The sequence below is a fragment of the Neobacillus drentensis NBRC 102427 genome (genome assembly GCF_001591445.1).
GTDB lineage: Bacteria > Bacillota > Bacilli > Bacillales > Cytobacillaceae > Neobacillus > Neobacillus drentensis.
The window spans coordinates 1-24,523 of record NZ_BCUX01000003.1 but is presented as its reverse complement, the minus strand read 5'-3'; the positions used below and the strand labels follow the sequence as shown (position 1 = coordinate 24,523).

The 24,523-nt window shown below is 38.3% G+C and carries 22 protein-coding genes; 20 read left to right on the top strand and 2 right to left on the bottom strand.

Features of this window, described 5'->3' with window-relative positions; translation table 11 throughout:
• Positions 1 to 151: 151 nt before the first annotated feature.
• From BDR01S_RS00720 to BDR01S_RS00690, 7 genes are all read left to right on the top strand, one after another.
• Positions 152 to 1,516: an amino acid permease gene (locus BDR01S_RS00720; protein WP_066253308.1), complete on the top strand. Its 1,365-nt coding sequence runs from the start codon at positions 152 to 154 to the stop codon at positions 1,514 to 1,516.
• Between the two features lie 110 nt (positions 1,517 to 1,626).
• A complete protein-coding gene (locus BDR01S_RS00715; RefSeq protein WP_066253312.1) occupies positions 1,627 to 1,989 on the top strand; it encodes a hypothetical protein in 363 nt (120 codons plus the stop codon).
• A gap of 67 nt (positions 1,990 to 2,056) precedes the next feature.
• Positions 2,057 to 3,418 (top strand): FAD-binding oxidoreductase, encoded by a 1,362-nt coding sequence (locus tag BDR01S_RS00710; RefSeq protein ID WP_066253315.1) that lies wholly within the window; start codon positions 2,057 to 2,059, stop codon positions 3,416 to 3,418.
• Positions 3,419 to 3,595: 177 nt separating this feature from the next.
• A complete protein-coding gene (locus BDR01S_RS00705) occupies positions 3,596 to 4,555 on the top strand; it encodes an aldolase catalytic domain-containing protein (protein WP_066253320.1) in 960 nt (319 codons plus the stop codon).
• A 375-nt stretch (positions 4,556 to 4,930) separates the two neighbouring features.
• The gene (locus BDR01S_RS00700) at positions 4,931 to 7,303 is read left to right on the top strand and encodes a polyprenyl synthetase family protein (RefSeq protein WP_066253323.1); all 2,373 of its coding nucleotides are present in this window, start codon (positions 4,931 to 4,933) and stop codon (positions 7,301 to 7,303) included.
• A gap of 195 nt (positions 7,304 to 7,498) precedes the next feature.
• The gene (locus BDR01S_RS00695; RefSeq protein WP_066253324.1) at positions 7,499 to 8,296 is read left to right on the top strand and encodes a hypothetical protein; all 798 of its coding nucleotides are present in this window, start codon (positions 7,499 to 7,501) and stop codon (positions 8,294 to 8,296) included.
• Positions 8,297 to 8,592: 296 nt separating this feature from the next.
• Positions 8,593 to 9,348: a rhamnogalacturonan acetylesterase gene (locus BDR01S_RS00690; RefSeq protein ID WP_066259898.1), complete on the top strand. Its 756-nt coding sequence runs from the start codon at positions 8,593 to 8,595 to the stop codon at positions 9,346 to 9,348.
• A 306-nt stretch (positions 9,349 to 9,654) separates the two neighbouring features.
• On the opposite strand, the gene BDR01S_RS00685 is transcribed toward BDR01S_RS00690, so the two are convergent.
• Both BDR01S_RS00685 and BDR01S_RS00680 read right to left on the bottom strand, forming a co-directional pair.
• A complete protein-coding gene (locus tag BDR01S_RS00685) occupies positions 9,655 to 10,311 on the bottom strand; it encodes a Crp/Fnr family transcriptional regulator (protein WP_066253326.1) in 657 nt (218 codons plus the stop codon).
• Positions 10,308 to 10,943: a Crp/Fnr family transcriptional regulator gene (locus BDR01S_RS00680; protein WP_066253329.1), complete on the bottom strand. Its 636-nt coding sequence runs from the start codon at positions 10,941 to 10,943 to the stop codon at positions 10,308 to 10,310. The genes BDR01S_RS00685 and BDR01S_RS00680 overlap by 4 nt, the downstream gene beginning before the upstream one ends.
• Before the next feature lie 364 nt (positions 10,944 to 11,307).
• Between BDR01S_RS00680 and BDR01S_RS00675 the strand changes: the two genes are divergently transcribed.
• The 13 genes from BDR01S_RS00675 to kynA all read left to right on the top strand — a co-directional run bounded on the left by BDR01S_RS00675 (position 11,308) and on the right by kynA (position 24,349).
• Positions 11,308 to 12,621 carry an MFS transporter gene (locus tag BDR01S_RS00675; RefSeq protein WP_066259899.1) on the top strand — a complete coding sequence of 438 codons (1,314 nt, stop codon included), beginning with the start codon at positions 11,308 to 11,310 and terminating at the stop codon, positions 12,619 to 12,621.
• Between the two features lie 175 nt (positions 12,622 to 12,796).
• Positions 12,797 to 14,275, top strand: a complete 1,479-nt coding sequence (locus BDR01S_RS00670; protein ID WP_066253330.1) for a 4-hydroxyphenylacetate 3-hydroxylase family protein — start codon at positions 12,797 to 12,799, stop codon at positions 14,273 to 14,275.
• Positions 14,276 to 14,307: 32 nt separating this feature from the next.
• Positions 14,308 to 14,832: an FAD synthetase family protein gene (locus tag BDR01S_RS00665; RefSeq protein ID WP_066253333.1), complete on the top strand. Its 525-nt coding sequence runs from the start codon at positions 14,308 to 14,310 to the stop codon at positions 14,830 to 14,832.
• Positions 14,833 to 14,892: 60 nt separating this feature from the next.
• The gene (locus tag BDR01S_RS00660; RefSeq protein WP_066253336.1) at positions 14,893 to 15,459 is read left to right on the top strand and encodes an NADPH-dependent FMN reductase; all 567 of its coding nucleotides are present in this window, start codon (positions 14,893 to 14,895) and stop codon (positions 15,457 to 15,459) included.
• A gap of 35 nt (positions 15,460 to 15,494) precedes the next feature.
• Entirely contained in the window at positions 15,495 to 16,034 is a 540-nt protein-coding gene (locus BDR01S_RS00655; protein ID WP_066253339.1) for a 3-hydroxyanthranilate 3,4-dioxygenase, read from the top strand.
• Positions 16,019 to 17,029: an amidohydrolase family protein gene (locus BDR01S_RS00650; protein WP_066253341.1), complete on the top strand. Its 1,011-nt coding sequence runs from the start codon at positions 16,019 to 16,021 to the stop codon at positions 17,027 to 17,029. The genes BDR01S_RS00655 and BDR01S_RS00650 overlap by 16 nt, the downstream gene beginning before the upstream one ends.
• Before the next feature lie 22 nt (positions 17,030 to 17,051).
• Positions 17,052 to 17,525, top strand: coding sequence for a RidA family protein (locus BDR01S_RS00645; protein ID WP_066259901.1), 474 nt, complete (start codon positions 17,052 to 17,054; stop codon positions 17,523 to 17,525).
• The gene (locus BDR01S_RS00640; protein ID WP_066253343.1) at positions 17,506 to 18,984 is read left to right on the top strand and encodes an aldehyde dehydrogenase; all 1,479 of its coding nucleotides are present in this window, start codon (positions 17,506 to 17,508) and stop codon (positions 18,982 to 18,984) included. The genes BDR01S_RS00645 and BDR01S_RS00640 overlap by 20 nt, the downstream gene beginning before the upstream one ends.
• A gap of 71 nt (positions 18,985 to 19,055) precedes the next feature.
• On the top strand, positions 19,056 to 19,835 hold the full coding sequence (locus tag BDR01S_RS00635) for a 2-keto-4-pentenoate hydratase (protein ID WP_066253344.1): 780 nt from the start codon (positions 19,056 to 19,058) through the stop codon (positions 19,833 to 19,835).
• 44 nt (positions 19,836 to 19,879) lie between these two features.
• The gene (locus BDR01S_RS00630; protein ID WP_066253347.1) at positions 19,880 to 20,671 is read left to right on the top strand and encodes a 2-keto-4-pentenoate hydratase; all 792 of its coding nucleotides are present in this window, start codon (positions 19,880 to 19,882) and stop codon (positions 20,669 to 20,671) included.
• A 49-nt stretch (positions 20,672 to 20,720) separates the two neighbouring features.
• Positions 20,721 to 21,992, top strand: a complete 1,272-nt coding sequence (gene kynU, locus BDR01S_RS00625) for a kynureninase (protein WP_066253352.1) — start codon at positions 20,721 to 20,723, stop codon at positions 21,990 to 21,992.
• Positions 21,993 to 22,016: 24 nt separating this feature from the next.
• Positions 22,017 to 23,444, top strand: coding sequence for an amino acid permease (locus BDR01S_RS00620; protein ID WP_066253356.1), 1,428 nt, complete (start codon positions 22,017 to 22,019; stop codon positions 23,442 to 23,444).
• 56 nt (positions 23,445 to 23,500) lie between these two features.
• Positions 23,501 to 24,349, top strand: coding sequence for a tryptophan 2,3-dioxygenase (kynA, locus tag BDR01S_RS00615; protein ID WP_066253358.1), 849 nt, complete (start codon positions 23,501 to 23,503; stop codon positions 24,347 to 24,349).
• Positions 24,350 to 24,523 lie beyond the last annotated feature (174 nt).

Sequence of the window (24,523 nt, the reverse complement as noted above, 5' to 3'; positions counted from 1 at the left end):
TTTATTATTCTCTCAAAAGAGTAATAAATATTATTAGTTATTCTTATGACCACCCGAGATTGGAGTTACTCCAATCTCTTTTTTTTATGTTTTAAACCATATGTTCATATCTTCACAATTGGTACGTTACAAAAATAAGGAGGAAATTAAAGTGGCACAACAAGAATTAAAGAGAGATTTAAAAAATCGGCACGTACAACTGATAGCAATCGGTGGTACGATTGGTACAGGTTTATTCCTTGGATCGGGAAAAGCGATACAGTTAGCAGGACCATCTATCATTTTTGCTTATTTACTCATAGGTATAGCATGTTTTTTTGTTATGAGGGCATTGGGAGAGCTTCTTTTATCCAATGCGGGTTATCAATCATTTACGGACTTCGCCGAGGATTATATTGGACCGTGGGCCGCTTATGTAACGGGATGGACGTACTGGTTTTGTTGGATCATGACCGCTATGGCAGATATTATTGCAGTTGGTGTCTATGTGCAATATTGGTTCGATATCCCACAATGGATACCAGCATTTGTCTGTTTAATTCTATTGTTGGGACTAAATTTATTAACTGTAAAGCTTTTTGGAGAGTTAGAGTTTTGGTTCGCACTAATCAAAGTGATTACCATTCTTGCGTTAATCATAATAGGTGTTGTCTTATTGGTTATTGGATTTAAAACGGATTCTGGAACGGTTACCGTAAAAAATCTATGGGGACATGGTGGTCTTTTTCCGAATGGAATATCAGGTTTCTTATTATCTTTTCAAATGGTTGTATTCGCATTTGTAGGTGTAGAATTAGTAGGTGTCTCTGCTGCGGAAACATCCAATCCACGAAAAAATATTCCATCTGCGATTAATAAAATTCCATTACGAATTCTATTCTTCTATGTGGGAGCCCTTATTATCCTTTTATGCATCAATCCTTGGACACAGCTGAATGCTGCAAATAGTCCATTTGTAAAGACGTTTAGCTTAGTAGGTATTCCGATTGCGGCAGGCATTATTAATTTTGTTGTCTTAACATCAGCAGCGTCGGCCTGTAACAGTGGAATGTTCTCAACAAGTCGAATTTTATTTAATTTAAGTAATCATGAACAGGGACCAGCAAAATTTGCTAAATTAAATAAAAATCATGTACCAAGTAATGCATTATTTATTTCAACTCTTGTTCTGTCGGTGGGGGCTCTTTTAAGTAAGCTGATTCCAGGACAAGCCTTTGGGATTGTGACAACGATCAGTGCGATTTGTTTTATTTGGGTTTGGAGTATTATTTTAATTTGTCATCTGCGATATAAGAAATCACGCCCGGATTTACATGAAAAGTCGATTTTTAAAGCACCATTTACACCATTTATAAATTATGCTGTTTTAACGTTATTTGTATTTATTCTTATCATTATGCTTTTTGCTGAAGCAACTCGTGTCGCTTTATTACTGACACCATTATGGTTCATTCTGTTATTCGCAATGTATTCATATAGAATGAAAAAGGAAAAAGATATAAGATTATCAGCGTAATCGTCGATCTGATGGTTGTTTCTTATTGAAGTGTGGGTGTCATAATTATGCCTCAAAACATACACTCTTCATAAATGATGTATGACATTAGTTCATGAGGAGTGGTTGAAATGAACTTCGAGATGCAAAAGGCGAATATGTTAGCTGAAAATATTAATGGTTTTATAAAGTATGTTCAAAAAAGTCATGACCATAAAAATCTCTTACGATTTAATCCGGATAAAGTGTATCAAATAAAACTTTTTATTGAAGAGTTTAAGTTTCAAATACTTGCTGATGAGCTACTTAGAATAAATAAGTATGATTGGGATGGAAAATACACTCATTATTTAGTTGATCGATTTAATGAGGGGATCGCAGTTATTGATGAATTTGTAAAAAATAACTACAATGATTTATTTCTTTTTACGGCTAGACTCTACACATTAAAGAATCTCAGTCAATCACTTAAATTGGTTATAAATTGTGAATAATTTGTAAAATGAGATTAAAAGAGTAATAATGATTTATAAATACTGATTAAGAGAGGATGTAAAACTTTTGAAATGGAAACAAGCTTTAAGAAACCTGTTGCCCGCTGACCAAATAAGTGAGAATCCCACTATTTTAGAACACCACAGCAAGGATGAATCCTATCATCTACCTGTGAAACCGGATATAGTCATTTTTCCAAAAAGTAAACAAGAAATTTCTGAAGTTATGAAAATTGCTTACAAATATCAGATCCCTGTTGTTCCTTTTGGTGCGGGTTCCAGCCTTGAAGGCCACCCAATCCCCGTTTCAGGCGGGATCTCGATGGATTTCCAATGGATGAATCATATCATTGAAATAAGGCAAAATGACCTCTTAGTAAAAGTACAGCCAGGAGTAACTCGAATGCAATTAAATAAAGCGCTCAAAAACTACGGCCTATTTTTTCCGGTTGACCCTGGTGCTGATGCTACGATTGGCGGTATGACAAGTACAAATGCCAGTGGGACCACAACCGTAAAATATGGCGCGATGAAAGATGTTGTAAGAGGTCTTGAAGTAGTTTTAGCAAATGGAGATATAGTAACCGTCGGTGGGCTAGCGGCTAAATCTTCGTCCGGATATAATTTAACTCCGTTATTTGTTGGATCAGAAGGAACATTAGGAGTTTTTACCGAAATCACTTTAAAAGTATTCGGAATTCCAGAAGCAACTCTTGCTTGCAGAGCGATATTCCCTTCTGTCGATCATGCAATTAAGGCGGCGAATGCCATGGTCTCCTCAGGCATCCCAATTGCCCGTGTGGAACTAGTAGATACTCGTTCTATGAAACAAGTGAATATACATAACGAAACCACATACCCTGAGCAGCCCACTCTATTTATGGAGTTCCATGGAAATGAAGCGGGGATAAAAGCGGATGTTGGATTCGCTCAAGAATTAGCAGAATTAGAGGGTTGTACTCAGTTTGAATATGAAATAGATTCGAAGAAAAAGGCACAATTGTGGGAGGCACGTCATACCCTAGCTTATGCATTTAAACACGGTTATCCTGAGAAGAAAAATATGAGCACTGATGTTTGTGTGCCATTATCCAAGTTACCAGATGCGATTTCTCATGCAAGCTCATTACTTGAAAGCTATGGATTGGTTGGCGGTATTGTAGGCCATGTTGGGGATGGAAACTTTCATGCGTTACTAATGGTTGATCCGAATGATCCAGGCGAGTTAGAAAAGGCACAACAACTCAATCAAGAAATTGTAGAGTTTGCAATTGATTGCGGCGGTACAGCAACAGGTGAACATGGCATTGGCCTAGGAAAAATAGACTATCTATATAAAGAGCATTCAACGTCGATACATCTGATGAAAATTATAAAAGACCAGTTTGATCCACTAGGAATTTTAAACCCTGGAAAGATGTTCAAATAAATAGAAGAGACACAATATTTTCATAATAATCATTTTAATATACGAATTTTCGGAAAACAGGTTGACACTTTTGGACAAACCGTGATATAAACACAATAAGAAAATTTTAGTACTTAAAAGTGTGAAAGAATGAAATAATATTGATAAAAGTGGAATAAACAGGGGGAAATGACTAGCATGGAAACTCGTAATAAAATTTTAGACTGTACCATTCGTGATGGAGGATTAGTTAACAATTGGGATTTCAGTGTTGAATTTGTTCAAGATTTGTATAACGGCCTTAGTGAAGCTGGCGTTGAATACATGGAGATTGGCTACAAAAATTCTCCAAAGCTTCTTAAAGCGACTGAGCCCAATCCATGGCGATTTCTTGACGATAACTTCCTGAAAGAAATAATCCCTGTCAAAAAGTTCACGAAGCTATCGGCTTTAGTAGATATTGGACGTGTAGACCCTAATGATATTCTTCCTCGTGAACAAAGCGTTTTAGATATGATTCGTGTCGCGTGCTATATCCGTGAAGTAGATAAAGGCTTAGAGCTTGTCCAAATGTTCCATGATTTGGGATATGAGACATCACTAAACATTATGGCATTATCAAGTGTACCTGAACAACAGCTGATTAAAGCGTTTGAATTGGTTAAGGAAAGCCCTGTCGATGTTGTCTATATCGTTGACTCCTTTGGAAGCTTAGACCCTGTCGATATTGAGCACCAAGTGAAAAAGTTCAAAGAGATGATTCCTAACAAACAGCTTGGAATCCATACGCATAACAATATGCAATTAGCTTTTGCCAATACCTTAACGGCGCTCAGAAATGGAGTTACATTTCTTGATTCTTCTGTATATGGCATGGGTCGTGCAGCAGGCAACTGTAACACAGAACTTCTTGTTAGCTACATCCAAAAATCAAGTTATGAAATTAAGCCAGTTCTTGGAGTTATTGAGAAGCACATGCTCGAAATGCGTGAAAAGTGGGAGTGGGGCTATATCATTCCTTATATGATTTCAGGTGTATTGAATGAACATCCACGTGTAGCGATGGCATACCGTGATAGTGCTGACCGTGATCAATTTGTAGATTTTTATGACAAGGTAACATCACCAGAAAGTACAGTGGCTACAACTTTTAAATAGGTTAAATTGCTTAAAGCACCTCTATATTTGAGGTGTTTTTTTATTAATTAAAAAGGCTGTGTTAAAGGTCATTATTGATTTTAAAGCCTACGTTGATTGGAGTGGAAGGGGCGAAGACTCCCCGGACCGCCCGCGATTGGAGCGGAAATCAACAGCCAAGTTAAAAAAGAAAAGATTAATGAAGGTATTATTTACAATTCACGGAATTATAATATGAAAGGAAATATTATACTTTTTGGGTCTAAAGATGTTATTTTATGATTATAAATAAATATATTTTGATAGTTTTAAGAAAAACGGTTGGATTTATAATCTCGGTTTGAATTATATTGCAAAACATGTAAAAGACAACCTTAAGAAGAGGTAATGTACAGTATGGATGAGGAGTTAATAAAAAATGCCGATGCATGTTATCAGCTAGCTGAGCAGAAGGCTGCTCATTATTTTAAATCACTTAATAAACAGGTCATGCAAAAGACCTTTGTTCCTGTCCTAACAAAAGATATTCAATCTTGGAAACACAATCATATTCATCACCATTCGATATTATCCATTTTTTCACGGCGAAAGGGAAAACCTGATAATCGAGCATATCACAATTATATCCAATGGCTCAATTACGCCGGCAAACTTGATAATTACTTGGATCGCAGCATTTCCTATATTTTCATGCGGGACCTAGGCAAAGCTCTGGACTCAACTGAGACACAGAATAGGGTACGGCGTGTTGTTGACAGTTTAAAAAATCACCTAATTCAGTCTACCTCAACAAACCTTAATGTCAATTCTGAGACGTTTAGCATGGCCGGGTTGTACCGAATCGCCCAGAAAGAAGGCATCGAATCCACGATGATCTGGTTGCTAAACAAATTAAAGACTGTATCATCCAATATACCAACGGGAATGGATGCTGAGAATGCTCAGCGAAAGCTTATTAAAATCATTGCTGGGGTAATTATGCATGCAGTTGAAGAGATGGGCGATGAGATATCGCCTGAAGAACGAATGAAGAAACTTGATAATGCTATTAGGCTCGGCTATTCCTATGGTTTAACCTATCCTTTTATTGACGATCTTCTCGATGCCAAAGTCTTATCTGCTAATGAAGAAAAACAATATTCCAATTTGATTCGTACTACCCTTATTACAGGAAATGTACCGGAATTGGGTAAGTGGTCAGGGAAAAACGTAAACCTAATCCGATATATTCATTCGGAACTCCGCGATGCCTTTGAGTATATTAAATCTCATTTGCGGCCAGAGAGTAGCAAAAAATTTTTCGAGCAGGCGTATGTGTTTTTTAATTCACAGGAAGTGGACCGTGTAAAGGATCTTTCCAACGCAAATTACACGAATGAAGAGTTATACATTCCGGTTATTTTAAAATCCTCTTCATCCCGATTGATTGTCCGTTCAGTTATCAGTGCTCCGGAGGATGAAGGCTTTGACACCCGAACATTCTATTATGGCATATACAACCAGCTTGCGGATGATTTTGCAGATATGTATGAAGACTTGAAAGAAGACAGGGTAACCCCCTATACCTATTATCTGAAGTATCATGAAAAGCGATTCGATCTTATCAATCCTTTTGAATTATACTGGACGGTCATTTCCAATTTGATCCATAGGATATATTACTCCGATAACAAGGCCTGTGAGGTGATTCTTGATCGTGCTATAAATGGTCTTAAGAGATTTAAAGAACGAATGGGAACTGAAAAATACAACGAAGTTATGAAACTATTTTTTTCAGGAGTTCCAAAGTTTAATCATGTGATTCAAAATATGGTTCGTAAAGCAGATGATGTAGATTTCTTTGATAAACTACTTCGGGATCATATGATTACCATTTTAAAAAATGAACGGAAGGAGCAGGAAGACTTTTTAGAAACGATTAAAACTGTCCGTAATCAGATCAACAACGTCTTAAATATCCCTAAAATCGAAGAAGTTGAGCCAATAATTGATGCTGCAAATTACAGTCTGGAAGGTGACGGGAAGCGATTGAGGCCAATAATGACCTGGGTCATGGGCGTTAACGAATATGGATTAAATAGTTCGGCCATCGTACCACTTCTGCGATCATTAGAATACATGCATACTGCATCCTTAATCTTCGATGATCTGCCATCACAGGATAATTCCTCTACCCGTCGGGGGCGTCAAGCAATACATTCAGTTTATAACATTGCCATAGCAGAATTAACTGGACTGTTTCTGACCCAAAAGGCAATTGAAGAACAAGCATCACTTGATCAATTCGATTCGAAATCGGTGCTTAATTTGATTAAATACTCAGCTCAAATGACAGCTGTTATGTGTAAGGGACAGGCGATGGATTTGGATTCTAAAGGGAAACAATTAACATTGGAACAATTAAATTTGATGTGTTTTTATAAAACTGGAATAGCATTTGAAGCTTCCCTAATCATGCCTGCAATCCTCGCCCATGCAAATGAAATCGAAATTGAGGCTTTGAAAAAGTTCGCCCATCATGCCGGGATTGCGTTTCAGATAAAGGATGACCTGCTTGATGTGGAAGGAGATATGATCTTACTCGGAAAACCGATTGGTAAAGATGCTGAAAACAACAATTCTACTTTTGTATCCATCCTAGGTCAGGAGGGTGCTAGAAAAGAGATGTGGGAACATTACTGTCTAGCAATGGAAGCGTTGCACGGGATGCCACGCAATATCACTTTTCTGAAGCATTTATTAAATTATATAGTTAACCGTGATCATTAATAGATTGTTATTTTGTTATCTTTAGAAGTTGCCAAATTGGAGGCAACTTCTTTTTAATAGTAAATTGGTACTGACAAAGTTTTTCTTTCTCATATTCTATTGTCAAAAAGACGCCTAGGATAGTATTTTTTATCCATTCACTTTCTATAATTACTCATATAGTATAAATAATAAATGCAAGAAAGAAGGAAGATCGTGAACACGGATCAAGCTTTTGATTTGTTAATGGAAGCAGGAGTCACAGAAGATACTAGTATTCAAACGGTTAGACGGTGGCTCCGTGAAAGAAAGATTAACTACGAGGGAACAGGACTACGAGATACAGGATATATAATTGATAATACAGATCAGGTTTTTAACATGTTAAAGGATGCAGGTGTTACAGATAGCATCGCATTTCAAATTGTTCGTCGCTTGATGCGTGATGGTAAGATTCAAACCGTGGAGACTGGAAATCGGAAAACAAATAACCAGCAAAATGAAACAGATTCAAAGCAATTTATAATTAGTCCGTCTGATCAAGAAAAGGTCGTCCACCAATTGAAAATAAGAATAAAAGCACAGGATGAACATATAAAAGGAATTGAGCATCTACATAAGACGTCCGTAACCAATTTAATTAAGCAAAGAAATATTTTACATAAAGAAATTGCCAATCTAAAGAACGAGAAAAGTGAATTACAAAAGGAAACCAAGAAATTACTTAAAGAAAATATTGATTTAACTAATGAATTGTTAGAATTAAAAGAAGAACTTTTTAAAGGAAATAAAAGAGGTACTGATAAGACACATGACGTTCCCCCTTCTGCATCTAACACGAATGATTATCGTCAAAAATTAGGTCTTTCAAAAATGGCGAGCGATAAAGAAGTTTTAACCAGATATAAGCAATTATTAAAAATAACTCACCCAGATCACGGCGGTAATGCAACAGCCTTTCATTTCATTAAAACCGATTATGATTATTTTAGAAAAAGTATCAATTTGAAATAGATTGGGTTCGGTTGTCAAAAACTTCTATTGACGACCGAACCCAATCTTTTTTAATATCTTTTGTCACCAATTCCCCTATAGGCGACTTTTTTGTCCTTGCTATAAGTTTTAGAAACAAGAAAAATTAAATAAAAAATTTATAAAGAAGGAAGAATGATAAGAGGTCTTTTCGCTCATTAAGTATGATCTAACTAATATTATTAATATTAAAGTAATTAGCATTTGGGAGGAACATCATGTGGCAAAAGCTTAAGGTAAAAATGCTATTGGTATCCTTGTTATTATTAGTTATCTGCATGAAAATTGAAGACAACGTTGCTACATGTACAAATAACGAAAACACCTACAAACACATAATTACCGTTTATCTGGCCGGAGATTCGACTGTTTCTGATTATTCCAGCTCGTTAGCACCCAGGGCAGGCTGGGGACAGGTTTTAAATCGGTTTTTCGATGAAAAGATTGTCGTAAAAAATGAGGCCTCATCTGGCAGGAGTTCAAAAAGTTTTATTGATGAAGGGAGACTCAAATCAATCTTAGATCAGATTGAGAAGGATGATTACCTGTTTATTCAATTTGGTCATAATGATGAAAAAAAAGAGGATCCAACCCGTTATACGGAGCCCTTTTCAACCTATAAAAGCTATTTAAAACAATATATTGACGGAGCCCGCGCTAAACAAGCTATTCCTGTTCTAGTGACACCTGTTGAACGCCGGCGTTTTTCTGAAAAAGGGGGAGCGCGTGATACGCACGGGGAGTATCCTGCTGCCATGAAGGAGCTTGGAATGGAAGAGAATGTACCTGTCATTGACCTTACTGCCAAAAGCAAGGCATTGTTCCAAGAGCTTGGACCAGAAAGAACAAAGGATGTTTTCTTCTGGCTGGATGCTGGAGAGAACAAGAATTATCCGAATGGTGTTCATGATAATACTCATTTTCAGGAGGCTGGTGCTGAGAAGACTGCCAGTCTTGTACTTGAAGGTATAGAGGAATCTATGCTAGTGCCGCTTCTTAATCACATTTTAAAATATGAAAGAAAAATTAAGTGAGGAACTATCATGTGATAGTTTCTTTTTTTTCTCGAATGGGAGGCTGGAAAGATAAAACAGTTATCGTCAATTGTACGCCACTCTTTGATGAGAATGGGGTAAGAGAGTGGTTGCTTCTTTTCGTGATAAAACAGAAATAGAGCAAATGGTCAACACCATATCGGAAGTAAAAAGATATTCGGAAGATCTTCGTACTAAGCATGATTACTATAACTACTGTTGCATATTTGTCGACAATATTATTTTAATCGTGCGAAGACTAGAGGAATAGAAGCAGGAAACCTTAATGCCGCCTGCTTCTTTCAACTATAGAGATAACATTAATACATCCAAGTTCGAAATGTCGATTGCACCAGAGTCTCGAATTTCTTTTAATGATTTAATATCTAGGATGTCAATTGTACGGGTAGATATTTGGATCCATTGTTGGCTTTTCCATTTATTCAGTATTTTATTTACCGTAATCCTAGAGGTCCCTATGTAACGGGCAAAAGAAGATTGGTCGATTGAAAAATTACCATTTTCGCTTACTAACTTTAAAAGGAAGTGGGCCATTTGCTGCTCAATAGGCGAATTAAGAAAGGAAATGATTTCTGCAAGAATCCTAAATTTATAGATTAGTGAGTTGGTGAAAATACACGCTGCCTCAGGATGTTCCTCACAAATCATGAATAAAGCCTCATCAGAAAAAAAATAGATCTCAGATGAACTACTCGAGGTTGCTGAGGTTAAATAGGGTTCATTTTTCACACCGTGCTCCCCAAATAACATTCCTTCTGGTACATAATTCACCGTCCGTTCCACACCTTCTTGTGAGAGAAGGGTTATCTTTATCCCACCCTTAGATAAGTAGAAAAAACCCTTGCCTTCACTTCCCTGATGGTATACAACTGAATTTTCCTCAATATCTAGTTTATTTCCATATTTTAAAAATGGGCTCCAAGAATATCGAAGATTTTTCATATTATCACCTTACCAAGAAGCTTTTTTAATTCATCAGGTTTCTTTATTAAGAACTTCTTACCACGACTCTCAATAATTTCTTCAGCTTTCCATTGTTTTATAATCTTATATAAGGTGATTCTCGTTAAGCCTGTGCATTTTGTAAGGTCTTGTTGTGTGAGAGGAACTTCATAATTTTTAAATTCGTAACAAATATTTAGTAGTATCACCGACAGTTGCTGTTCTGGTGTGAGAGAGTCCAAATAAATTTTATCAGCTAATATGTGCATTTTATGAATAACGGTTTTGATAAAAATGTTAAGGATAGAAGGTTGAGCTTTAATTAATTTTTGAAAATGTTCACATGAGAAAAAGTAGAGAATAGAGTCATTTACTGCCGTTGCGGTAGTAAAATGTGGCTGTCGGTCCATCGCTTGAACTCCTAATAGCTGCCCGGGAATAGCGATGTTTAACATACGCTCTTTTCCAATCGAAGTGGTAGTCGTTACTTTAATTAATCCCTTTTGGATATAATAAAATCCATCCCCGAGCGTCCCTTGCTGGTAAATAGCTGATTTCTCCTTGAAGAAATGTCTAGTACCAAACTGCAAGCATGATTCCCAATTAATATCACTGTCAAACAAGATTGCCAACTAATCAACTCCTAAGTGAAATGTATATAAAACAATAAAACTGTAAATCAAGGAAATATGTAAATTTATCAAAATGCTTTGTTCTTAATTGAGGCCTCTATTGGAGATTTCTTTGGCAACGCTTACATTCAAAAGTGAAAAAAAGGTTATTTATGTTAACAACTTAACAACAGTGTAAAAGATTCAGGATATAAAATCAATATTGTGTTATGAATTTGAAATATTCAGCCAAAAGGAAGGAGGGGCAGAGATTGTACTCGTAAAGAAATAGCAATAGTGACTATTGGAGCAAATTCTAAAAGGGGATGGTTAGATGAACCAGGAAGTACAATCAGTAACAGCTCAAGATTTATCGAAAGAGAGAATGATTGAGCAAAATACTACTAATCTTTCATTAAAGAGAATGCCTAAAGCAACATTACTTGTTGTTGTGTTGTGCTGGTTTGCGATGTTAGCAGATGGTTATGATTTGGGGATTTATGGGGCTGTTTTACCATCATTAATGGAATACAAAGACTGGAGTATGACTCCTGCACAGGCAGGAGCTATCGGAAGCTATGCTTTGATGGGAATGCTGATCGGTGCAATTTGTGTAGGGACAATTACCGATATGATTGGTCGAAAACTGACCTTAATCTGCTGTATTGCTGTATTTTCCTTATCAATGAGTCTTGTAGCACTATCTACCTCTCCAGAAATGTTTGGTTTCTTTCGTTTATTAGGTGGTCTAGGACTAGGGGGAGTAATACCTACAGCTTCTGCTTTAACAATCGAGTATTCTCCTGTACAACATCGATCTAAACTTTACGCAATTATGTATACAGGTTATCCAATTGGAGGAGTCCTTGGTGCATTATTTTCTATGTTCCTTTTGGAAGATTATGGGTGGAGGTTAATGTTTTGGATTGGTGTCACACCACTTTTAGTGATTCCTTTTCTAATAAAATTTCTACCTGAGTCGATTAGTTTCCTTATGGCAAAGAAAAAGTTTGCTGAAGCTAAAAGTATCGCCCAAAAATTTCATCTTCCCAATGATTTTATCCAAAGCAATCCAAAAGTTGAAAATAAAGGATCAACAAAAAAATTTGCAGCAATCGCAAGTCTTTTTGAACGAAAGAATATTCGGGCAACAATGTTTTTTTGGGTTACCTTCTTTTTGGGGCTGCTTATGATTTATGGTTTGAGTACTTGGCTTCCGAAAATGATGAGAGAGGCTGGATACCCACTTGGACCAAGCTTAGGATTTTTACTGATGCTCAACCTATCGGCAGCAATTGGTGCATTAATAGCTGGAACGGCAGCTGACCGCTGGGGATCCAAAAAAATCATCAGTATTTCCTATTTCTTAGCAGGAGTCTCAATTGCGCTACTAAGTATGAAATCATCGATGTTACTGGTGTATTGCTTAGTGGGAGTTGCAGGGTTTGGAACAATTGGGACAACACTTATTCTCAATGCCTATATTTCTAAATATTTCGAAGCAGAAAACCGGGCCACCGCACTAGGCTGGGCGCTTGGATTTGGTAGGATTGGTGCTATTTCAGGACCTATTCTTATTGGATTTTTTATGAGCTCAAATTTGGACTTTTCCATTAATTTTTATCTTTTTGCTGTAGCAGGAGTCCTTGCGTCGATAACTATTTTGTTTATTCCTAAAAAAGGGAATCTGAAAATCTAGCAATATTAATATATTAAAAGCAGCACACATCATCTGTATTTAGAATGTTGTGTGTTGCTGAATTTCTTTTAATAAATTGAAAATTTTATTTTTTTAGAAAAAATGTTAATCAGACTACAATGACTTAAAAAAATCAATTTTATAATGAAAATATGAAATTAAAGGAGGATGTTTTATGGGAATTCGTACAGGAGCACAATATATCGAGGCATTAAAATCCCGAAATCCAGAAGTTTGGTTATCAGGAATAAAAGTAAAAAATATCTTTGAAGAGCCAGTTTTTCATCAGCCAATTCTTCAAATTGCAAAGCTATATGATATGCAGCATGACTCCAAATATCAAAAGGACATTACTCATATTTGTGAAGAAACGGGAGAAAGAATCTCGAATTCATTCTTGGTACCAAAAAGCTATCAAGATTTACAAGCACGGAGGAGAACCTTCGAAGAGTTTGCCAAAGCGACCTTTGGTTTAATGGGAAGAACACCTGATTTCTTAAATGTCGTCGTTACATCCATGGCGAGCAATTCGGAGTTCCTGGACAAATACAATCCTGAGTGGGGAAAAAACATTCGATCATATTATAAGCATATCCGCGATAATGATTTATTTTTAACCCATGCAATTATTAATCCGCAGAATGACCGCAGCAAATCATCACACGAACAACAGGATATGTTTACCCATCTAGGTGCTGTTAAAGAAACACCTGATGGCTTAATTGTAAGAGGAGCGAAAATGCTAGCTACTCTTGCACCGATCACTGACGAAATAATAGTTTATTCTTTTCCTGGATTTAAGCCTGGTGATGAGCGCTATGCACTTGCATTTGCACTACCACTTGATACTCCTGGTCTTCGCATTATCTGCCGTGAAGCAATGCAGGATGGAAAGCGTTCGGTATATGACCACCCATTAGCATCAAGATTCGAAGAAATGGATGCGGTCTTAGTCTTTAATGATGTTTTAGTACCTTGGGATCGTGTATTCCTTTATAACAATGTTGAAGCAGCCAATTTACTTTACCCGAAAACAGGAATCGCTCAGCAGCCAGCTCATCAGTCTGGTGTAAGAGGCTTAATCAAACTACAATTTGCAACCGAAGTGGCTTGTAAAATCGCCGACTCCATCGGTGTTGATGCCTACCTAAATGTACAAAATGATTTAGGAGAATTAGTCCAATCGGTTGAATCGATTAGGGCCTTGCTCCGAATTTCAGAGTATGAACATGAAGTAACTGCTACTGGAGAAGCGATGCCGGCCTATGCACCACTTGAAACAATTAGAGGATTGCTGCCAATAATGTACCCACGTGCGATTGAGGTTATGCAAATTATTGGTGCAGGTGGACTTCTCATGTCTCCTACAGATGCTGATTTCGAGAATCCGGAATTAAGAGAGGATTTAGAGAAGTATTATCTTGGAAGAGAGGGAGTTTCAGCGGAAGAGCGCGTTCATCTCTTTAAGCTAGCATGGGATTTATGTGGAGAGGCATTTGGACAAAGAGTTCTTCAATACGAACGCTATTATACTGGCGATCCAATTCGTAAAAGAGCGATTTTCTATAACAACCACAAAAAGCAGAATTCCTTTGAGCTGGCTGATGAAGCAATGAAAATATTTAATCGAAAAAATGAGGTTACTAGCTTATAAAAGTAAATCAAAAGTAAGAGGAGGTGTGAACGATGCAAACGCTAAAAGAAGGAGTTTTGACATTATCTGGTTCGGTGATTGCCATTGGTGCTTTTGATGGAGTCCATAAAGGACATCAAGCTGTGATTAAGCAAGCTGTGGAAAAGAGTCGGGTTTATCAGGTTCCTAGTGTTGTATATACTTTCGACCCGCCTCCTCGCACTTTTTTTAAGGGCGTTCAAATTTTGTCACCAATTCAGGAAAAGGTCAGCAGGATTTCGAAGTTAGGTGTAGATTATGTAATCGTTGCCAGCTTTGATGAATGGTATGCGACCCGGCCACCTGAAGATTTTATTTGTGAATTATCTAAACTTAACCCGGAAGAGATTTCAGTTGGTTCTGATTTTCATTTTGGAAAAAACAGAGCAGGGGATGTAAATCTTTTAGAAAAGTATTTTCATATTAATATCACTCCCCCAGTTTATTGTAAGGGCGGAAAACTTATTTCATCGACGAGAATCCGCCAGTTGATTTCAGAGGGAGATTTCCAACAGTCCTACTCGTTACTAGGACTTTAGATGGGTCTATAGTAAATGTGGCTACGTGTTTTCTACTCAGCACTAGAAAGGAGTTCACCTATGAAGTTATTAGGAATATCAGGCACAATTATTGGAGCAAAGACAAGTATTGTTGTTCAAAAGGTATTGGAGGAAGTAAAGAAACATCATCCTTACGTTGACGTAGAACTGCTAGATCTAAGAGATTATGATGTTCAGTTCTGTGATGGACGAAATCCTTCAGCCTATACAGGTGACACGAAAAAAGTTCTCGATATTGTTAATTCTGCTGACTTCTATATTATCGGAACACCGATTTTCCAGGGATCATTAGCAGGTCCGCTCAAAAATTTATTTGATTTAATTAATCCAAAGGATATTCGCAACAAAGTAATTGGTTTTGTTGCAACAGGTGGAACGTACCAGCATTTCCTTGTGATTGAAAATCAATTGAAGCCAATCGCAGGATTTTTCCGGGCTTTTGTGGCACCAAGTTATGTCTACGTCAATAACGATCATTTTAATAAAGAAAATGAAATTATCGATTCTGAGGTTCTTCCTAGAATTACTGCGTTAGCCAAAGAAGTCGTCTTCATGCAGGAGGCATTAAAATCAACAGAGGAAAAATTTGCAACAATTAATGGATAAGCTTTTGTATTTAAAGTTGAGAGGAGAAGATTTTTATGACAAACCCATTAAAACCAATTAACCTTTGGGGATTTATTGAAGAAAATAAGGATTTACTTAAGCCGCCAGTAAATAATAAAGTAGTTTGGAAGGATTCTGAACTAATGTTCATGATCCTCGGAGGTCCAAACAAACGCCGTGACTTTCATGTGGACCCATCTGAAGAGATATTTTATCAATTAAAAGGTGATTGCTACGTTGAAATTATTAATACGGAAGGTAAAAGAGAAGTAATTACAGTGAGAGAAGGAGAAGTATTTCATCTCCCTCCAAATGTTCCCCACTCCCCACATCGGATCGCTGATACAATCGGGATCGTCATTGAGCGTGACAGAGGTGAAGGCGAATTAGAGGATTTTGTTTGGTTCTGTGATGGATGTGATCATGAAATGCACCGCGTTACTGTCCAATTGACAAATATTGAAGTCCAGGTAAAAGAAGCGATTCATGGATTTAACAGTAATTTAGAGCTCCGTTCTTGTAAGAACTGCGGACATATTATGCCTGAAGAAGCGAGTGAATGGAAATGCGAGTAGATTTTCATACACATATTATCCCTGATAATTTCCCGGATTTTGCGAAAAAGTACCAAAACGACAAGTGGCCAGTACTCCAGCCTACCTGCTCTTGCGGTGCTAATATAATGGTGGCTGGGAAGGTTTTTCGAGAAGTGACCGACCAAGTTTGGAGTCCAGAAAAAAGGATTCACGATATGAATGTAGAAAATGTAGATATACAAGTTTTATCGCCAATTCCTGTAACGTTTTCCTATTGGGCACCTACAGAAGAAGCGGTGGCTTTGGCTAGATTTCAAAATGATTTCATCGCTGAAACAGTAGCTCAGCATCCAACCAAGTTTATTGGTCTAGGGACTGTTCCACTGCAAAATGTTGAAGCAGCAATTCGTGAACTAGACCGCTGTATACATCAACTTGGCTTAAAAGGGATTGAAATTGGCACAAACATTAATGGCAAAAATTTAGACGATGAAACATTCCTTGATTTCTTTGCGATGTGTGAGAAATGGAATGTTCCCCTATTTGTTCATCCATGGGAAACACTGGGTGGAGATCGTTTTTCTTCCCATAACTTAATGTATACGGTTGGAATGCCAAGTGAAACAGCATTGGCTGCAGCAAGTCTGATCCTAGGAGGTGTCATCGAGAAATTTCCAAAACTTAAAATTTGTTTTTCTCATGGAGGCGGGTCACTTCCTTACATTCTCCCTAGACTTGATCATGGTTGGAATGTTTGGCCGCATTTGCAGCTCACGGAGCATCCTCCAAGCTTTTATGCCAAGAAATTTTTCTATGATTCAATCGTAAATAACCCTGTAAATATTAAATTCTTGGTCGAAAAATTTGGTGCTGAACAAGTCATCATGGGATCGGATTACCCATTCTTACTGCGGGAAACTCCACCAGGGAAGATTATTGATGACACCTTTGCACTAAGTGAAGAACAGAAAAGAGCCATGTTAGGTGAAAATGCACTAAGATTTTTAAATATACCGGTTAATTTATTAATTTAATAGGAAATGAGATGAGAAGATGATAGACAAGGTGATCACCCCAGAAGAGAGATTAGAGGAACTTGGATTAAAGCTGCCGGCACTCCGCCCCGCGTCTGGTAATTATGTAAGTTGTGTTCGGACAGGGAATCTTATTTTCACATCAGGACAAGGTACAGATGAATACCGTGGAAAACTTGGTGAAGATGTATCGATAGAAGTAGGCTATCAAGCAGCAAGACAATGTATGCTTAATCTATTAGCAGTAGTCAAAAATGAACTGGGTGACCTTAGCAAAGTGAAACGGATTGTTAAAATCCTTGGTATGGTCAACAGCACGCAAGATTTTAAAGACCATCCTAAAGTAATGAATGGATCCTCCGATTTGTTGGTGGAAGTGTTTGGTGAAAAGGGAAGGCATGCGAGATCAGCAGTAGGGATGTCCCAGCTGCCACACAATAACGCTGTTGAAGTTGAGATGATTGTAGAAGTTGAGGATGGTGATCTCAGTGAGTAAAGTCCTAGAAAAACAACTTCAAATTAACGATGCCAAGCTTTTTATTAATGGAGAATATGTAAGCGCTATTTCAGGAGAAACATTTGACACGATTAATCCAGCCACGAATCAAAAATTAGCTGCTGTCGCTAGTGCAAGTGAGCAAGATGTAGAAAGAGCGATTCAGGTCGCAAAGCGTACCTATGATAGTGGGATTTGGAGTAAAATGCCAGCAGAAGAAAGAGCAAAGATCCTGTGCAGAATGGCAGATCTTGTCTTGGAACGTGTCGGGGAGTTAGCGCTAATAGAAACATTAGATGTGGGTAAGCCCATTAGAGAAAGCAGAGATTTTGATATCCCGCGTGCAGCATCAAACTTAAGATTCTTTGCAGAAATGGCAAAATACATTAATCACGAGCATTACGAACAATCCAAGCATATGAGCTATACCAAATATTCACCAGCCGGTGTCACAAGCTTGATCATTCCTTGGAATTTACCATTCATGCAAATGACTTGGAAAGTCTCTGCTGCATTAGCTGCTGGTAATACGGTGATCGTTAAGCCAGCTTCATATACTCCACTCAGTGCGGTCATGTTAGGTGAAATTGCCAACGAAGCAGGATTACCGCCAGGCGTGTTGAATATACTAACAGGTCCGGGTGGAACAGTAGGAACGGCCATGACCACTCATCCATATGTACGCAGGATTTCTTTTGTCGGGGAGAGCTCTACTGGTAAAACCGTGATGAGAAATGCAGCATCCCAGTTAATTCCGGTATCATTAGAATTAGGTGGTAAATCCGCCAATATCGTATTTGAGGATGCCGACTTAGATGAAGCAGTCGCAGGCTCAATCGAAGCAATTTTTAGAAATCAAGGGGAAATCTGCTTAGCCGGTTCTCGACTATTGGTGCAAGAATCGGTTTATGATAAATTCCTAGAAAAATTTGTTACTGCTGCGAAAAACATCAAAGTGGGCGATCCATTGGATGAAACTACGGATATGGGTGCGCTTATATCAAAAGGTCACTTAGAAACGGTTGACAACTATGTGCAAATTGGAATTTCTGAAGGTGCGAAACTTGCTGTAGGCGGTAAGCGTGTGGCAGGAGTGTCACAAGGAAACTTTTACGAGCCAACCGTGCTCTATGATGTGAATAACAAAATGAGAGTTGCACAGGAAGAAATCTTTGGCCCGGTATTAGTCGTCATTCCATTTAAAACGGAAGAAGAAGCGATTCAAATTGCCAACGATTCGATTTATGGTTTGGCAGGAGTCGTTTGGTCAAATGATTTAAGACGAGCTCATCGTGTAGCTTCTCAAATCGATTCAGGCTTATTCTGGATCAATTGCTGGTATTATCGTGATTTAAGAACGCCATTTGGAGGGTCCAAAGCAAGTGGTATCGGCAGAGAAGGTGGACGTCATAGTTTTGAATTCTACACAGAGGCTAAGACGATTACAATGAAATTATAAGATTAAAAGTAAAAGGTGGCTTAATGGCCACTTTTTATCTATTAATATAGAAAAGGAAGGCGTGGGAAAAAATGAGAGTATTAGTAGAGAAGATTGCAAATGAATTAATCGACGCAGAAAATCATCAATATTCTGTCGCACCGCTGACGGAGCGCTTTTCCGAGTTGGATGTAAGCGATGCCTATCAAATCCAACTCGAAGTCATCGGTAAAAAGTTAGAAGAAGGACATAAAGTGATTGGGAAAAAGGTTGGGCTAACAAGTAAAGCGATGCAGCAAATGCTAGGCGTCGATGAACCTGATTACGGCCACCTGATAGATACTATGAAAATAGCCGATGAAGCAACGGTGAAAATGGCTGATTTAATCAGTCCGAAGGTTGAGGCGGAGATTGGTTTTATTTTGGAAGAAGACTTGGTTGGTCCAAATGTGAATTATCTAGATGTGCTAATGGCAACGAAATATGTAGTACCAACCATTGAGATTATTGACAGCCGTATTTCAGATTGGAAAATCAAATTGGTTGATACAGTGGCAGATAATGGCTCGTCAGCAAGAGTAGTCGTTGGGAAAAAGCTGAGCACGATTGAAGGCTTGGATTTGCGAGCTCATGGAATGGTCCTTTATAAAAACGATGAGCTTGTGGCTACAGGAGCTGGAACTGCCGCTCTAGGACACCCCGCCCAAGCGGTTGCTTGGTTAGCCAATAAATTGCATGAATTTGGGATTACTCTAAAAGCAGGTGAGTTAATTCTTCCCGGAGCACTTTCTGGTGCAATTGCAGTAAAAGAAGGCGACACGATACTAGCAAATTTTGGCCCATTAGGTAATGTATCTGTATCATTTAAGTAAGTAAGTTTTTCTCGAATAAAATTATTAAAAGTGGAGGTTCCATTATGACAATATTGCAGGGAACAGAACAAGAAATCGTAGACTACCTATTAGCTGCAGAAAAGGAAAAGCGGGAAGTCGAGAAAATCACGACTAGTTACCCTGAATTAACTTTTGAGCATGCCTATGAAATACAACAAAAATTAATCGAGCAAAAAGAACAGGAGGGGCTTCGCCGAATTGGAGTGAAACTCGGTTTAACAAGTAAGGCAAAGCAGGAGATGATGGGTGTCCATGAAGCAATCTACGGTTACTTAATGGATGATATGCTTGTAACTGAATGGGAACCAGTCCAATTTAGCAGGTTTATCCATCCCAAAGCAGAGCCGGAAATTGCTTTCTTAATTAATAAAGATATCCAAGGCACAAGCGTTACCGCCGATGATATCTTAAAAGTGACGAAATATGTAGCACCAGCTATTGAGATCATTGATAGCCGGTATTTAGATTTTAAGTTTACACTGGTAGACGTTGTAGCGGATAACTGTTCCTCCTCCAAATTTATCGTAGGGAACAAATGGGTAGCACCGGATAAACTAAACCTAAAAGAAATTGGCGTATACATATCTAGGAATTCTGACGTGGAAACAACTGGAACTAGTGCTGCTGTATTAGGAGACCCCGCTGTTGCGGTTGCATGGGCTGTAAACAAGCTGGGAGAAACTGGGCGGGGATTAAAGAAAGGTGATATCGTTCTAAGCGGAGCGATAACAGAAGCAATTAGTTTTCAAGCAGGTGATACGATTTTGGCACAATTTGCAGACCTAGGCAGTGTCTCATTTTCTTGTAAATCATAGATTATCTTCACCCACCAGCTAAAGAGAAAAAAATTAGAGGAGGATTAGTATGCTGATGACTTTAGAGTATTCACATCAATTGGACCAAGAAGATAGCCTGAAGAGATTTCGCGAAGAATTTTACCTAAAGCCGAATTCCATTTATATGGACGGGAATTCATTGGGGCTTCTTTCGAAAAGAGCAGAACGGACGCTGTTGGAGTCTTTAAATGATTGGAAAGAGCATGGAATTGACGGTTGGACAAATGGGAAACACCCTTGGTTTTTTTTATCGGAAAAACTAGGAGAGATGATCGCTCCGTTAGTAGGTGCTGCTGCTAACGAAGTGATTGTAACTGGATCAACAACTGTCAATTTGCATCAGTTAGTTGCTACTTTTTATAAGCCAGAAGGGACAAGGACTAAAATTTTGGCGGACGAATTAACCTTTCCATCAGATATTTATGCACTTCAAAGTCAGCTACGTATGCATGGATTTGATCCCGATACACATCTTATTCGTGTGAAAAGTAGGGATGGTCGCTTTTTAGAGGAAGAAGATATTATCGAAGCGATGACTGATGAAATTGCGCTTATCATTTTGCCAACAGTACTCTATCGAAGCGGCCAAATCTTGGATATGAAGCGTCTGACGGCTGAAGCGAACAGAAGAGGGATATTAATCGGTTTTGATGGATGTCATTCGATCGGAGCGATTCCGCATTCATTTAGTGAATGGGGTGTTGATTTTGCCTACTGGTGTAATTATAAACATTTAAATGGTGGTCCAGGAAGTGTTGGAGGGTTATATGTGAATTCCAAACATTTTGGCACAGCCCCTGGATTGGCTGGCTGGTTTGGTTCCAAAAAAGAGAAACAATTCGACATGGAGCATTCTTTAACACCGGCTGATTCCGCAGGAGCCTATCAAATCGGGACCCCACATGTGTTGAGTCTTGCCCCCTTACTTGGAGCATTGGAGATTTTTGCAGAAGCAGGGATTGAAAATATCCGCGCTAAGTCATTAAATATCAATCAATATTTAATGGATTTAATTAATCATGATCTGCATGACTTCGGATTCACGATTGGAAATCCTATAGACGATATCCGTCGTGGTGGTCATGTAAGTTTAGAACATAAAGAAGCCGCACGTATTTGCAAAGCGTTGAAAGAAAATGGTGTCATTCCTGATTTCCGTGCTCCAAACATTATTCGTCTTGCCCCAGTTGCGCTTTATACCTCGTATACAGAGGTTTGGGAAGTGGTCCAAATTCTTAAGAAAATTATGACTGAAAAGCAATATGAAAAGTTTAAAAATGAACGTGAAGTCGTTGCTTAACCTAATGGAACGAGGAGGAATTATATGGCGAACAATAAAACTCATTTAAAAAATGGAAATGGTTCAGAAAATGGGTTGAAGCGTGAATTAAAAACAAATCAACTTACAATGATAGCTATGGGATGTGCGATTGGAACGGGCCTTTTCCTAGGTAGTGGACTTGCCATTAGTACAGCTGGTCCTAGTGTATTAATCAGTTATGCTATTGGTGCTTTCATTGTTTTACTTTTAATGGGATGCTTATCAGAAATGACTGTTGCCCATCCAACATCAGGGTCTTTTGGAACTATTTCTGAGAAGTATATTAGCCCGTTCGCTGGTTATCTTGTCCGCTATTCCTATTGGGTTGCAAACGTACTTGCAGTTGGAGTAGAGGTAAGTGCAATTGCGGTATATATGAAGTTTTGGTTTCCAGCTGTGCCTGGGTTTGTCTGGATATTATTGTTTGCGGCTGTTTTGATTTATGTAAATGCAACAAGTGTTAATACTTTTGCCACATTTGAGTATTGGTTCTCGATGATCAAAATCAGTGCAATCGTTGGGTTTATTCTTCTTGGGGCTTACGTTTTCTTTGGAGGCTCGGCTAAGCCAGAGATGGGACCTGAGAACTTTGTCAATGCTGGTGGCTTCCTACCGTTCGGCTGGTGGGGAATGTGGGTGGCTATCTTTATATCTTTATTTAGCTTTCTAGGAACAGAATTGATTGCAGTAACAGCTGGGGAAGCAAAGGATCCTGATGTAGCGGTACCTAAAGCTCTGAAAGCAACTGTCTTCCGTTTATCAACATTTTATATTATTACTCTTGGCATCATGCTAATGATTGTTCCTTGGAAATCAGCAGGAGTGGAACAAAGTCCTTTCGTAAAGGTTATGGAACTCTTAAATATCCCAGGTGCAAGTGGAATAATGAATTTTATTATTTTAACCGCTGCCCTGTCAGCAATGAACAGTCAGTTATATGCTTCAACTCGGATGATGTTTTCTCTATCACGAGGAAATTATGCACCAGCCTTTTTAGGTAAATTAAGCAAACAAGGGGTACCTTTAAGCGCTCTTGCTATATCTACACTAGGTATTTTTCTTGCGGCAGCCGTAAATGCATTATTACCAGGCTCTTCTTACGCATTTATGATGGGGATTTCCATGTTTGGTGCGATATTCACGTGGTTTATGGTGTTTGTTTCTCATTTGTTTTTCCGGAAAAAGTGGGAGAAGGCAGGCGGCCGGAAATTGCCAGTTAAAATGGTTGGTTTTCCATATTTGACGATCTTAGGAGCGGTACTTCTACTGAGTTTAATGATCACCACATGGTTTACAGGTTTTAAAATCATGCTCCAATTCGGTGTTCCTTGGTTACTGTTTTTATCTGCAGCCTATTTTATTTTTAATAAAAGAAGAAACAATCCTGAAAAGAACGAGTCAGATGCTATTCTTAACAAAAAGGTAAATTAACGTGGTAAATTCTCATAAATAACCTAACTACCATAGAATGATGGAGGTCTAATACAATGAACTCACAAGAAAAAAACGCAAACAATGGACTAGAGAAAGAAATTCAAACAGATTTTCAAAAAGCGATGTCATACGGGGATTATCTCCATCTTGATAAAATCTTATCCAGCCAGCATCGGCAGTCCGATCACCATGATGAGATGTTATTTATCGTTATCCATCAAGCCAGTGAATTATGGATGAAATTAATCATTCATGAATTGACAGCGGCTATTAAGTTTATACAAAACAACGATCTGGAGCCATCATTCAAAATCCTGTCCCGTGTTTCCAGAATACAACAGCAATTGATTCAGTCTTGGAGTGTTCTTTCTACTTTGACACCTGCTGAATACTTGGAGTTTCGGGATAAATTGGGTCAATCGTCAGGGTTCCAGTCCTACCAGAATCGTTTGATTGAATTTGCCTTAGGGAACAAAAATGCTCATACTCTAGCAGTCTATCAACATCAAACCGAGCTTTATGAAGAAATGCAAGCGGCTCTGCTTAAACCAAGTATTTATGATGCTGCAATTCAGGCTCTTGTTGCACGTGGATTACCGGTTGATCATGAGATTCGACATCGAGATTTATCCAAAAACTATGTTCCGAATACTAGTGTCGAGGAAGCTTGGCTAACCGTTTATCGAAATGTGGACCAATACTGGGACCTTTACGAATTGGCAGAGAAATTAGTTGATATCGGCAATCAGCAGCAATTATGGCGCTTTAATCACATGAGTACGGTAGAAAGAATCATTGGTCATAAGCAAGGGACAGGTGGGTCGTCGGGTGTCACCTATTTAAAAAGAGTACTAGATCAGCAATTTTTTCCTGAACTTTGGAGTTTAAGAACGAGATTATAGTTTTGAATCAGCCGCAAACCTTGATTTATGAGGTTTGTGGTTTTTTTATAGGACCGTTAAGGGGTACGAGTGTCCGTCAAGGTTGAAAAATCGGATCAACGATAACTAGTGGAAGTGGAGGCGACTAATGCCCGTGAAGAATGAAAAATCGGATCAACGGTAACTAGTGGAGGA